Here is a 12,328-nt window from a genome sequence, read left to right as displayed (position 1 = left end):
CCTAGGCCGGCAGGAACCGTCCGTCGCAGCGGAAGCCGCCGGTCGGCCCGTTGGTCGGCGGATCGGCCTGTCGCTCGAACTGACCGTTGACGAACTGCCACAGCACGTAGCAGTGGACGCCCTCGGTCTTCGAGCTCGGTGTTTCCGGCGCGATCATGCCGTTGGCGGTGAAGTTCTTGATCTTGTGTAGGGCCGCCAGCACCGTCTTGCGATTGAGCGTGGGACCGGCGCTCTCCATGGCCTGCTCGAGCATCACGCCTGATGCCCAGGCGAACATCGCGTAGAGGTTGGCGGGCTGGCCTGGGTAGGTCCGCGCGAACCACTGCTGGAACAGCCCGAGCTCAGGGATGCTCTGCGCGTCGGTCTTGTTGAAGAACAGCGCGTACTCGTTGTATCCCTGCAGCCCCTCGATGGCGGAGGTGTTGCCGCTGAACGCCTGCAGGAACGCCTGGTCATAAGCGATCGGGATGATGTTGATCAGCGTCTTCGGGCAGCCGGCCTGGTTCTCGTTCTGGATCATCGTGGCGGCGTTCTGCGCGTCCTCGGTGACCGTGAAGAAGATCTGGATGTGGTCCTGCTGGCACATCTTGACGAAGTCGCCTTCGAAGTTGCCGTTGGTCGGCTGCTCGTCCTGCTGGTAGACGAACTTCCACCCGGCGCTTTCCGCGGCGTGCACGATGTTGTGCTGTTTCGCGTCGGCTGACGGCAGCGCCTCGGAGATGGTGCCGACGTGCAGCACCTTGCTGCCGTACTTCTGCTTGTAGTACTCGAACATGCCCGTGGCGTAGCCCGGCTCGCCGGGCTCGATGTCGAAGTGGTTGGGCAGCGACTGCGCCGATGCGTCGAGCGAGTCGTGGATGTCGGGGATGGTCGGGTTCGACTTCAGCACCGTCGCGGCGCACCCGTCGTAGAGGGCGAAGGTGCCCATGAAGGCGAACACCTTGCCTGCCAGGTCTTGCGCGGCGTTCTGCGTCTGGGTGCAGTTGGTGCCGCCGTCGCGGAAGTCGATGTTGACCTTGTGGCCGCACAGGCCGCCCTGGGTGCTGTTCACGTAGTTGGCGAACGTGATCGCGCCCTCTTCGGCGCCCTGGAACAGGCCGCTCACCGGCCCGGTGACGTCGGCGATCGTGCCGAGGTCGATGGTCGAGGAGGTCAGACCGACGTCCGTGCCGGTGCCGCACTTGCCCGTCGTGGAGCCGGTGGTGGTCGTCTGGCCGCCACCGGTGGTGGTCTGCCCGCCGCCCGTGGTGGTCTGGCTACCGCCGGTGGTGGTCTGGCCGCCGGTCGTCGTGGACGGCGCGCCGCCCGTGGTGGTCTGCCCGCCGCCGGTGGTCGACGGCAGCGACGTCGTACCCTCGCCGTTGTCCGTCGTACCCGTGCCGGTGGCGCCCGTGCCGCCGGAGCTGAGGACGGCGGCCTGCGCCTGACTCTTCACCTCGGCGGGAAGCCGAGCACCACACGCGCTGGCCAGCAGGCCAGCCGCCATCAGTAGAGCTGCCGCGCGGGGGGTGCGCATAGGACTCCTTCGCCTCGTCATTGACGACCGGAACAGCTAGCGGGGCCGGCGACCTGCGACCGTCATCGTCGAGCCGCCGGCCGGGCCGGTGGCGGGCATGCCGAGCTTCGTGTGGTCCCACGAGCGGGTGCGCTCGGCCTTGACCCGTACGGCGACCCGCTTGTTGAGCATCGCCTCGACGAACGGCTTCACGTCATCGGTGTACGGCGCGTAGTAGCGCTCCCACACGTTGACCCCGATGCGCCACAAGAGATCGGGGTCGTCGGAGATCTCGGCAGTGCCCTCGATCGCCACGCCTCGCAGCTGTTCGTACGTCGCACCGTCCTCGACGAGGCAGCTGACCTTCGGGTTGCGCCTGAGGTTGACGGCTTTCTGGGACTTGGCCTTGGTCTCGAAGCAGATGTCGCCGTCGATCACGGCGAACCACATCGCGACGAGATGTGGCTGGCCGTCCGGACCGACGGTCGCCAGCGTCATCGACCTGGTACCCGCGAGGAAGGTGTCGATCTCCTCCTGGGTCAAGACGATGGCGGACCGCTGGTTGACGCCCATGCGTGGTTCAGGCCGAGGTCTCGTCGAGCATTGCGGACAGCCGTTCGGTGGTCGCGATCCACTCCTCGACCAGGTCGTGCATGACCTCCTGGGTCGGGCGGACCTTGTTCATGCGCCCGACGATCTGCCCGACCGGGAAGCCGGAGAGCTCCTTCGTCCTCGACCGGCTGACCCGGCGGGCCATCGCGTTCCACAGGATTCCCTGCAGCGGCATCGGGAGAGTCTTGGGTGCGCCCTCGCGTTCCCAGGCGTCGGTCCACGCGGTGCGCAGCTGGCGCGCCGGCTTGCCGGTCATGGTCCGCGACCGGACCGTGCCGCGCGAGTCGGCGGCGAGCAGGTTGGCGAGGGGCTCGGGCTGGGTGTCGGCCTCCGCGACGGTCAGCCAGATCGAACCGGTCCACACGCCCTGCGCGCCGAGCGCGAAGGCGGCTGCCATCTGGCGGCCGCACCCGATGCCGCCGGCGGCGAGGACGGGGACGCGGTCGCCGACCGCGTCGACGATCTCGGGCACGAGGACCATCGTGGCGACGTCACCGGTGTGGCCGCCTGCCTCGCCGCCCTGGGCGACCAGGATGTCCACGCCGATTTCGATCTGCTTCTCGGCGTGGTGCTTGTTGCCGATCAGGGCGCCGACCAGGACCCCGTGGTCGTGCGCCTTCTTGACGACGTCCTCCGGCGGCGGGCCGAGCGCGTTGACGAGCAGCCGGACGTTCGGGTAGCTCAGCGCGACGTCGACGGAGCGGCCCGCCTGGTCGTCGACGCCGAGGCCCGCGGCCTTGGCGCGGTCGTTTTGCAGGTCCTCCGGCAGCGGCGGGACGTTGTACTCCTGCATGATGCTTTCGAGGAAGTCCCAGTACTCCTGGGGGATCATCGCCCGCAGCTCTTCCTCGGACGGCTGCTTGCCGCCCTTGCCGATGTAGTTGGCGGGCATCACGAGGTCGACGCCGTACGGCTTGCCCTCGACGTGCTCCTCGATCCACTTCAGCTCGATCTCGAGCTCCTCCGGCGTGAACGCCAGGGCGCCGAGCACCCCGAACCCGCCGGCGCGGCTGACCGCAGCCACCACGTCGCGGCAGTGGGAGAACGCGAAGATCGGGAACTCGATCCCGAGCTTCTCGCAGACCGGGGTACGCACGCTTGCAGCCTCCGTCTCAGATGTCCCGGTGACCACTCGGGTCACCGGCGACACAGTTTCTGACGCCTCGTCAGGTTCCGTCAGGTTGCAGAGTACGGTGCCGCGCGTGACCTCACAACGGTCTACCGTCCCCGGTGATCTTGACGCTTTCGGCCTGATGACGCTGCCATCAGGCCGAAAGCGTCAAGATCACGCGGGTGTGAGGGTGACGGGGACGCTCTTGTAGCTGTTGTTGAGGTTGCTGCGGAGCCGCTGCGGTACGCCGGCCAGCTCGATACCGGTGAACCTGGCCAGCAGCTCCTCGTAGAAGATGCGGCCCTCCAGGCGAGCCAGGTGTACGCCGACGCAGAAGTGCTCGGCCTGGCCGAACCCGAGGTGCTTGTTCGGCGTACGCGTGATGTCGAAGGCCTGGCTGTCGGCGAAGACCGCCTCGTCGCGGTTGCAGGACGAGTAGTACATCGCCACCGCGTCGCCCGCCGCGATCTTCGTGTCGCCGATCACCGTGTCCTCCGTCGCGGTACGCCGGAAGTAGTGCAGCGGGTTGGCCCAGCGCACGATCTCCTCGATGGCTGCCGGGATGCGGCTCGGCTCGGCGCGCAGCAGTGCCAGCTGGTCGGGATGGTCGAGCAGCGCGAGCAACCCCGAGGACAGCATCGTCTGGGTCGTGTCCTGGCCCGCGGTGACGAGCTGGATGAACAGCATCGCGAAGGCGACCGGATCCATCACCGCCAGCAGGGCATCGGTGATGTCGCCGTCACCGACCGGCTCGCGCGCCGCGCGGTCGACGGCGAACTGGTAGCCGTACATCCCCATCTCGGTGCTCGCGTCCGCTGCCGAGCCACCTTCGCTCACGTAGTCCGGGTCCTGGCCGTGGGTGATCGCCTCGGCGAGCTTGTGCACGCGCACCCAGTCCTCGCGCGGCAGCCCCATCAGCGCGCCGACCACCCGGGTGGGTAGTGCGGCGGCGACGTCGTCGACGAACTCCACCTCGGCCGCCTGCGCCGCTTCGTCGAAGATGTCGTTGCAGATCGCGCGAATCCCGTCGGCCAGGCCGGAGAGCGCGCGCGGGGTCATGCGAGGCGTCAGCGGCTTGCGGACCTGCCGATGCTTCGGCGGGTCCATCGCGAGCAGCATGCCGCGCATCTGCTCGAGTCGTTCGCCCTCCAGGTCTTCCAGAACGACGCCGCGCTCGGCGGAGGAGAAGAGGAGTGGCTGACGCGCGACCGTCTCGACGTCGCGGTGCTTGAGCACCGCCCAGTAGCCGCCCCGGCCGCTTCCGGGCATCGGCTGCCAGTGGACCGGGTCGGTCGCCCGCAGCTCGGTGAAGTAGGCGTGCGGGGGGCCGTCGCGGTAGGTGTCCGGATCGGACAGGTCGAGATCGTTCAAGACACGAGAACGTTCGGCCGCCCGAAGCCCTGCTTCTCGGCCAGCGCGTAGTACGCCGCGAGCGTGCCGGCGCCGTCGGTCACCGACTCGATCGTGCCGTCTTCACGCAGGTTGAGGTTCGCGCCGTACATCTGGAACCACACCTGAGTGTTGTCTTCGAGCACGGTCAACGTGTGCACCGAGCCGGCCGGCTCGTAGAGGAACGACCCGGCGCGGTTGACGTAGTCGTACTCCTTGTACTTCCACGCCCCGGACACCGTGTAGCCGTACACCGGGCCGGTGTGCCGATGGGTCTGCACCTCGAGGTTGGCCATGAAGATGTTCTCGACGATCCAGAGGCTCTCGGCCTCGTCGACCCGAAGCACCTTCATCTTGTTGCCGCCGCCGAACTCGACGAACGGCAGGTCGTCGGCGCCGACGTGCACGGCGAGCGGGCGGGGAGCGGTCATCGTCATGTCTCGAACGGTACGACGGGGATGCCCGCTTGCCCACCGTGGGCGCTCGCGCATCGGACCTCCCACAGCGCCCGTCCTGTCGGCGAGATCGTGTCGCAGGCGCGACGGACGGTGATTCCACGTTGACTCACCTGCCCGGAAGGACGCATCGTGATTATCAGTGACGCAAGGCGACGGTTGCTGCACGACCGGCTCGTCGACGCGATGGGTGAGGAGGCCGCGGAGGTTCTCATGGAGCACCTGCCGCCCGCGGGGTGGGCCGACCTGGCTACCAAGTCCGATGTCGCGACCGCAAAGGCCGATATGCAGCACGAGATTGCGTTGTTGCGGCTCGAGATGGCGAAGTTCGGCTCCGATCTCAGGGCCGAGCTGGCGTCCTTTGCCTCCACCATCGACCGGCGAATGGCGACACAGACCCGCACGCTCATGCTGGCGATGGTGACCACGATGGCGGCGTCGGTGGGCGCGGCCGTCGGCATCGCGCATTGAGCGGCGGTCGTCCTACGCCGTGAAGCGCACCGTCTTGGTGCCTTTGTGGAGGCGAAGGACTCGACGATCGAGGCCCAGCGTCGTGGGCCCGTCCGTGACGACGCGCAGCGTGCCGGCCTGGCCTTGGTGAAAGCCGGCCGCGCGGAGCAGCACCACGAGCCGCCGGACGTTGGTCAGCCGCAACGTGATGAGCGGCTTCGCGGCGGGTCGTCGGCCACGGGTCCAGGTCAGCTGTGACGCGACGCCCGGGCCGGGGCCGTCGACGGTGATGTTGTGCGCCGAGTGCGTGGCGACCGATCGCTCGGGGCGCACGCCGGAGTAGGCCTTCACCGTTGCGTACCGCTGCCGTGAACGCGCTGTGAGGTCGCGGACCCAGTAGTCGCCCGTCGTACCGACGCCGTATTGGGGAAGCTGCGTCCACGAGATGCCGCCTCCGGTCAGCTGGTTGCCGGACAATCCGCCGCCGTTGGCGGGGTACCAGGTGAAGGAGAACCGGCCCGGGTCGCGGACGCGCTCGGCGTCTCCCATGTATTTCGCGGCGTCGGCGAAGGCGTCGGCCAACTCGAAGGCCACGTGGTCGACCGCCGGGTAGATCACCCAGCGGTAGCGATCGCCGAGCGCGGCCAGGCCGTTCGCCTCGGCCATCTCGATCGGCAGCGGAACGAGCTCGTCGGTGACCCCGCCGGCGAGGTACGTCGGGATCCAGCGCAGGTTGTGCAGCGCCGGCACGTTGCCGACCGCCCCTGCCAGCGTCACCGCCTTCGCGAACAGGTCGGGGTGGGCCATCGCGAGCTGGTTGGTGCCCAGCCCACCCATCGAGTAGCCGCACAGCAGCGTGCGGTCCGGGTCGACGTCGTACGCCGCAGCCACCGCGTGCCAGACCTGCCAGAAGTCGAGCTCGGCGTAGTCGAAGTAGTCGCCGTCCGGCCCGCGGCCCAGTGTGGTGACGCAGATCGAGTGCCGGTCCTCGCAGGCGAGCCGGCTGAAGTTCGGGGTCGTCGCGGCGTACTGGTTGTGGTTCTGGGTCAGCGAGTGCAGCAGGAAGGTCAGCGGCGTCGGCCGGCCGGGTCGGTAGCTCTTCGGCACGTAGACGGCATAGGGCTGTACCCGGCCGAGATAGTTCGCCTGGTTGTCGAGGATCGTGCTGGCGCCGGTGACGATGCCCTGACCGAGCGAGACGGCCGAGACGTACCAGCGGTCGCTCCAGCCCGTCGGGCGCGGCGGTGAGGTCCGCGTGTGCCGGGCGAGCAGTGACCAGTGGACCACGTGGGAGAACGCGCTCACGTTGCCGGTCAGCAGCGCGAGCGTCTGCGCCTGGTCGTCCCAGAAGTTGGCGGCGATCTTCTCCTGGTCGATACGCCGGAACGTGACGTTGTAGACCGCCGGTTCGGTCGGCAGCGCATCCGGCGGCCGGGCGAAGCTGGTCCCGGCGGCGTCCGCGAGACCTGCCGCGAGCCGGATCCGCCACGACCCCGTCGGGTCGAGCACGGACTTGGGGATGCGGACGACGAACGACTGCGCCGCGCCGTCGACGGTGACCGGGAACGTCGCCAGCACCTTGCCGGAGCCGACCGAGATCAGCTGCGCGCCGTGGCTCGACATGGTCAGTGCGGTGTCGATGCCCGGGGAGTGCACACCTGCGCCGGCCGGCCAGGCACTGCCTCCGGTGGCTGCGTCGTCGTCACGGTCGAAGGTCCACTCGGCGACCGGCACCGACGGATCGGCGAGGGTGTTCCAGTCGACGCGCCAGTACGTCGCGCCGGGCCGGTCGAGGACCGCCGCGGTGAAGATGTCGGCGCCGTTTCCGTGCGCCGCTCCGGGCGGGTAGGTGTAGAGGCCGAAGCTCGGCGAGCCCGCGGTGACCGACAGGTCGCCCGGCGACGCGGTCGTCGTGCCGTGGTCGTCGTACAGCCAGTCCGTCCAGTAGAGACCGCCGTCCGCCAGCCGCCCGGTGCCCGAGGTGCGGGAGAACGCCGCGTTGCTCCCCGGCCAGCCGTCGGCGGCCGGCAGCTTCGGCTCGGGCGCATAGAGCGCCGGCGGCGCGTCGGCCGGCAGGTCGACCGGACGCGAGTAGTCCGTGACCGACACCTGGCGGTGCAGAGGCGGCGGCGGGTGGTGTGAGGCGGCGGCAGCAGCGCTCGGCATGATCGTCGCGGCGACGGCGGCGACGGCGGCGACAGTGGCGAGCAGACACCCGAATGCGGTTCGGACCACGGGCTGGATCCTAAATCTGACGAGGCGTCAGAAACTGACTAAAGTTGAGCGCATGGAGCAGTTTCCCAAGATCGTGTCGGTCGACGACCATGTCGTCGAGCCTCCCAACCTCTGGCAGGACCGGGTGCCGGCCGCCATGAAGGAGAAGGCTCCGAAGGTCGTCTTCGCACCCAAGGGCGATGTTACGTTCGTCGGCGGGAAGCTGACGGTGTCGATGGGCGAGCCGGGAAGTGGACCGGACGTTGCGTGGTGGCTGTACGAAGACCTCAAGCGGCCGCTGATGCGCCTCGACGCCTCCGTCGGCTTCGACCGAGACGAGGTCGACCTGCGCCTGGTGGGCTACGACCAGATGCGCACCGGGGCGTACTCCGTGAAGGAGCGCCTCGAGGACATGGACACCAACTGGACCGAGTCACAGATGTGCTTCCCGACGTTCCCGCGGTTCTGCGGCCAGACGTTCCTGGAGGCCAAGGACAAAGACGTCGCGCTCGAGTGCGTGAAGGCCTACAACGACTTCCAGGTCGAGGAGTGGTGTGGCGACGCCGACGGCCGGCTGATCCCGCTGATCATCGTGCCGCTGTGGGATGCCGAGCTCGCCGCCGAGGAGGTACGCCGCAACGCCGCCCGCGGCGTACGTGCGACCTGCTTCTCCGAGATTCCGCCGTTCCTCGAGCTGCCGAGCGTGCACGACAAGAACCGTTACTGGGATCCGTTCTTCGCCGCGTGTGACGAGACCGGCACGGTGATCAACATGCACATCGGGTCGTCGTCGAAGATGCCGTCGACGTCGAAGGACGCGCCCGCCGCGGTCGGCTCGACACTGACGTTCGCGAACTCCTGCTACTCCCTCGTCGACTGGTTGATGTGCGGGGCACTCGAGCGGTTCCCGACCTTGAAGATCGCCTTCTCCGAGGGCTCGATCGGCTGGATTCCCTATGTCCTGCACCGCGCCGATGTGGTGTGGGAGGAGAACCGCGGATGGGGCGGTGTCGCCGACACCGTGAAGCGGCCGCCGTCGGAGCTGTACTACGAGCACGTGCTCGGCTGCTTCTTCGACGACCCGCACGGCCTGATGAACATCGAGGCGATCGGCGTGAACAACGTCGCGTATGAGAGCGACTACCCGCACTCGGACTCCACCTGGCCCAACACCCGCGCGGTGGCCGAGCAGCAGATGAAGCACCTCGACGACGACATCGTCGAAAAGATCGTGCGTGGCAACGCCATCCGGTTCTACGACCTCACACCCGAAGGACGCTGGAAGCGCTGATGCTCGACTACCTGATCAAGGGGGCAACCGTCGTCGACGGGACGGGGGGCCCGTCGTACGTCGGTGACGTCGCAGTGCGCGACGGCCGGATCGTGGCGATCGGGTCGGTCGACGAGGACGCCGCCGAGACCTACGACGCGGCCGGCCTGATCGTGATGCCGGGCGTGATCGACAACCACACGCACTACGACGCACAGCTGTTCTGGGACCCGCTGCTCACGCCCTCCAACGAGCACGGTGTGACGACGGTGCTCGGCGGCAACTGCGGCTTCACGCTGGCGCCGTTGAAACCGGAAGACGCCGACTACATCCGGCGGATGATGCAGAAGGTCGAGGGGATGCCGCTCGAGGCGCTCGAGACCGGCGTCGAGTGGAGCTGGGAGTCCTTCGCCGAGTATCTCGACGCGGTCGAGCGCGCGGACCTCGCGGTCAACGCCGGGTTCCTGGTCGGACACTGTGCGATCCGGCGCTACGTGATGGGGGCTGAGGCGACCGATCGCGAGGCGACCGATGACGAGATCAAGCAGCTCGTCGCCGTACTCCACGAGTCGATCGAGGCAGGCGGTCTCGGCTTCTCGACAACCTTGTCCCGCACTCATTCAGACGGTGAGGGCAAGCCGGTCGCCTCGCGGATGGCGGGCAAGGACGAGCTGCTCGCGCTGTGTACGGCGGTGGGTGAGCACGAGGGGACCTTCCTGGAAGGCATCGTGTCGGGCTGCCTCGACAAGTTCGAGGACTCCGAGATCGATCTGCTCGCCGAGATGTCGGCGGCGGCGAACCGTTCGCTGAACTGGAACCTGCTGACGATCGACTCGCGCGAGCCCGACCGCATCCCGCGCCAGCTGCAGGCCTCGACGCGGGCCCGCGAGCTCGGTGGGCGGGTGGTCGCGCTGACGATGCCGGTCCTCGTGCCGATGAACATGAGCCTGCTCAACTTCTGCGGACTGTGGCTGATCCCAGGGTGGGGCGAGATCCTGCAGTGCCCGGTCGAGGAGCGCATCAAGCGGCTGTCGGATCCGGCGACGCGGGCGAAGATGGTCGAGCTGGTCAACGCGCCGGAGGCCGGCGTGTTCAAGCGGCTCGGCTCGTTCGGTCGCTACGTCATCGGCGACACCTACGCGCCGGAGAACGACGGTCTGAAGGGCCGCGTCGTGAAGGACATCGCCGCGGAGCGTGGGCAGGACCCGTTCGACTGCCTGCTCGACATCGTGATCGCCGACGATCTTCGTACCGTGCTCTGGCCGATGCCGAACGACAACGACCCCGACACCTGGGCGCTGCGGCAGTCGGCGTGGGACGAGCCCGACATCATGCTCGGCGGATCGGACGCCGGTGCGCACCTGGACCGGATGGCGGGTGCGCCGTTCCCGACGAGGTTCCTCGGCGACATGATTCGGGGCCGCAAGCTGGTGCCGGTCGAGTCCGCCGTACGGATGATCACCGGCGCGCAGGCGGACCTGTTCGGCCTCGTCGACCGTGGCTACCTGCGCGAGGGCTATCACGCGGACATCGTGGTGATCGATCCCGAGACCGTGGCGTCGGAGGACGCGGCGTTGCACTTCGACCTGCCGGGCGGGGCGCCGCGGCTGACCGCCGGCGGCATCGGCGTGAAGCGGGTCCTGGTCAATGGCGTCGAGACGATCCGTGACGGCCAGGCCACCGACGCCCGCCCCGGCAAGGTCCTGCGAAGCGGCCGCGACACGGTGACCGTCCCCACCAGCTGACCCCTTCCCCAGCAACGCTGCGTTGCTAGGCCGATCGCCCCAGCAACGCAGCGTCACCTGGCGGTTCGCCCCACCAACGCAGCGTTACTGGGAGAGGTGGGTGAGGAGGGCGTCGGCGGACTTCGTGTTGATCACGCGTGCCGGGTCGAGGTCGATCTCGTCGGCCTTCTCGCAGCCGTTGGGGAGCCACTCGAGCTGGCCGGGGGCGTGGGAGTCGGTGTCGATGGAGAACATGCACCCGATCTCCTCCGCCAACGCCAGCAGCCGGCGCGGCGGATCCATGCGTTCGGGCCGGCAGTTGATCTCGACCGCCGTACCGAACTGCTTGCACGCTTCGAAGACCAACTCCGGATCGAACTGCGATTCGGGTCGACCGCGACCGGCGAGCATCCGCCCGGTGCAGTGACCGAGTACGTCGGTGTTGGGGTTCGCGACCGCGACCACCATCCGCTCGGTCATCTGCTTTGCATCCATGCGCAGCTTGGAGTGCACCGATGCGACGACCACGTCGAGCTCGGCGAGCAGATCCTCGTCCTGGTCGAGTGAACCGTCCTCGTTGATGTCGACCTCGATGCCCGTGAGGATCCGGAACGGAGCCATCTCCTCGTTGAGCCGTTTCACGATCTTGATCTGCTCACGCAGCCGCTCGGCGGTCAGGCCGCGGGCAACGGTGAGTCGTGGCGAGTGGTCGGTCAGGGCGACGTACTCGTGACCGAGGTCGCGAGCCGCGGTGACCATCTCCTCGATCGGCGAGCCGCCGTCACTCCAGTCGCTGTGCATGTGCAGATCGCCTTTGAGAGCGGCCCGCATCCGGCCGGGATTCTTGACCGGCGGCAGGGCGGCTTCGAGCTTCGCGAGGTACGCCGGCAGCTTGCCCGCGAGTGACTCACGGATCACGGTCGACGTGGTGTCGCCGATCCCGGAAAGGTCCTTCAGCGTGTCGTTTGCCGCACGCCTGGCCAGCTCGTCGGCCGGTAGCTCCTCGACGACCGCGGCCGCCGTACGGAACGCCTTCACCCGCGGCGTCGCCTCGTGTGCCCGTTCGAGCAGGTACGCGATGCGCCTGAGGTCGGCAAGGGGATCGCGTGCTCGATCAGCCTTCGCCATATGCCGACGTTAGACCGGGTCGAGTCCAGCGCAGTCGAACGTGCAGTCGGTGAGCATCGTGCCGTGGTGGCGGCCGGGAACGAGCAGCGCGGACAGCGGTCCGTCGGCGTGACCGTCGACTGTCACCGACGCCGGTCGCATCGTGCCGCTCATCGTCCCGGAGAAGCGGCGTACGGCGCCGTCCGTGCTGACCTGCTGGACGTGGTTGGCGAGCGAGATCGTGGTCGCGTCGCCGGCGGCCTCGAACGCCACCCGGATCGTCCACGCCGGCGTCGCCGGTTGGCCAGCGCCGATCGTGACGGCGTTCTCGTCGCCGTCCCAGTCGAAGCTGGCAAGTGCCTTCGGCAGCAGCCAGTTCGCCCGACCGCCGACGACACTCGGCAGCGAGTCGACCACGATGAACGGGATGTGCCCGTGGGCACTGCCGTCGCCCGGCAGCAGGGTCGCGGCGACCTCGTCGTACGGCCCGACCGGCGTATC

Annotated in this window: 11 protein-coding genes; 3 read left to right on the top strand and 8 right to left on the bottom strand. The window is 68.4% G+C overall.

The annotated features are described in order from the left end of the window. Position 1 precedes the first annotated feature (1 nt). The 5 genes from VG899_03545 to VG899_03525 all read right to left on the bottom strand — a co-directional run bounded on the left by VG899_03545 (position 2) and on the right by VG899_03525 (position 5,044). On the bottom strand, positions 2-1,486 hold the full coding sequence (locus VG899_03545) for an ABC transporter substrate-binding protein (protein HWA65428.1): 1,485 nt from the start codon (positions 1,484-1,486) through the stop codon (positions 2-4). Between the two features lie 66 nt (positions 1,487-1,552). Beyond that, complete coding sequence (locus VG899_03540; protein ID HWA65427.1) at positions 1,553-2,068, bottom strand: PPOX class F420-dependent oxidoreductase; 516 nt, start codon at positions 2,066-2,068, stop codon at positions 1,553-1,555. Between the two features lie 7 nt (positions 2,069-2,075). Continuing rightward, the gene (locus VG899_03535) at positions 2,076-3,203 is read right to left on the bottom strand and encodes a nitronate monooxygenase family protein (protein HWA65426.1); all 1,128 of its coding nucleotides are present in this window, start codon (positions 3,201-3,203) and stop codon (positions 2,076-2,078) included. Positions 3,204-3,392: 189 nt separating this feature from the next. Then, the gene (locus tag VG899_03530; protein HWA65425.1) at positions 3,393-4,589 is read right to left on the bottom strand and encodes a cytochrome P450; all 1,197 of its coding nucleotides are present in this window, start codon (positions 4,587-4,589) and stop codon (positions 3,393-3,395) included. Next, positions 4,586-5,044 carry a 2,4'-dihydroxyacetophenone dioxygenase family protein gene (locus VG899_03525; GenBank protein HWA65424.1) on the bottom strand — a complete coding sequence of 153 codons (459 nt, stop codon included), beginning with the start codon at positions 5,042-5,044 and terminating at the stop codon, positions 4,586-4,588. The genes VG899_03530 and VG899_03525 overlap by 4 nt, the downstream gene beginning before the upstream one ends. 177 nt (positions 5,045-5,221) lie before the next feature. Here VG899_03525 and VG899_03520 point away from each other — a divergent pair, with 177 nt between their 5' ends. Then, complete coding sequence (locus VG899_03520) at positions 5,222-5,533, top strand: hypothetical protein (protein HWA65423.1); 312 nt, start codon at positions 5,222-5,224, stop codon at positions 5,531-5,533. A gap of 12 nt (positions 5,534-5,545) precedes the next feature. Here the strand turns inward: VG899_03520 and VG899_03515 are convergent, their stop codons facing one another. Beyond that, positions 5,546-7,747, bottom strand: coding sequence for a prolyl oligopeptidase family serine peptidase (locus tag VG899_03515; GenBank protein ID HWA65422.1), 2,202 nt, complete (start codon positions 7,745-7,747; stop codon positions 5,546-5,548). Positions 7,748-7,799: 52 nt separating this feature from the next. Here VG899_03515 and VG899_03510 point away from each other — a divergent pair, with 52 nt between their 5' ends. Together VG899_03510 and VG899_03505 are read left to right on the top strand one after the other, a co-directional pair. After that, positions 7,800-9,017 carry an amidohydrolase family protein gene (locus VG899_03510; protein ID HWA65421.1) on the top strand — a complete coding sequence of 406 codons (1,218 nt, stop codon included), beginning with the start codon at positions 7,800-7,802 and terminating at the stop codon, positions 9,015-9,017. Further along, entirely contained in the window at positions 9,017-10,741 is a 1,725-nt protein-coding gene (locus VG899_03505; GenBank protein ID HWA65420.1) for a D-aminoacylase, read from the top strand. Before VG899_03510 ends, VG899_03505 begins: the two co-directional genes overlap by 1 nt. Positions 10,742-10,825: 84 nt before the next feature. Here the strand turns inward: VG899_03505 and VG899_03500 are convergent, their stop codons facing one another. Beyond that, the gene (locus VG899_03500; GenBank protein HWA65419.1) at positions 10,826-11,848 is read right to left on the bottom strand and encodes a PHP domain-containing protein; all 1,023 of its coding nucleotides are present in this window, start codon (positions 11,846-11,848) and stop codon (positions 10,826-10,828) included. Between the two features lie 9 nt (positions 11,849-11,857). Then, positions 11,858-12,328 (bottom strand): hypothetical protein (locus VG899_03495; GenBank protein ID HWA65418.1); only part of this gene is annotated, 471 nt, incomplete at its 5' end.

The sequence above is a fragment of the Mycobacteriales bacterium genome (assembly GCA_035550055.1).
In the GTDB taxonomy this organism is placed as follows: Bacteria; Actinomycetota; Actinomycetes; order JAFAQI01; family JAFAQI01; genus DASZTV01.
This window is presented reverse-complemented; position numbering and strand designations above follow the sequence as displayed.

What these genes read in the sequence shown, in the direction of transcription:
- VG899_03545 (HWA65428.1), bottom strand. Translation starts at nt 1,486, where the DNA reads ATGGCGGCTGGCCTGCTGGCCAGCGCGTGTGGTGCTCGGCTTCCCGCC.
- VG899_03540 (HWA65427.1), bottom strand. Translation starts at nt 2,068, where the DNA reads ATGGGCGTCAACCAGCGGTCCGCCATCGTCTTGACCCAGGAGGAGATC.
- VG899_03525 (HWA65424.1), bottom strand. Translation starts at nt 5,044, where the DNA reads ATGACGATGACCGCTCCCCGCCCGCTCGCCGTGCACGTCGGCGCCGAC.
- VG899_03510 (HWA65421.1), top strand. Translation starts at nt 7,800, where the DNA reads ATGGAGCAGTTTCCCAAGATCGTGTCGGTCGACGACCATGTCGTCGAG.
- VG899_03505 (HWA65420.1), top strand. Translation starts at nt 9,017, where the DNA reads ATGCTCGACTACCTGATCAAGGGGGCAACCGTCGTCGACGGGACGGGG.
- VG899_03500 (HWA65419.1), bottom strand. Translation starts at nt 11,848, where the DNA reads ATGGCGAAGGCTGATCGAGCACGCGATCCCCTTGCCGACCTCAGGCGC.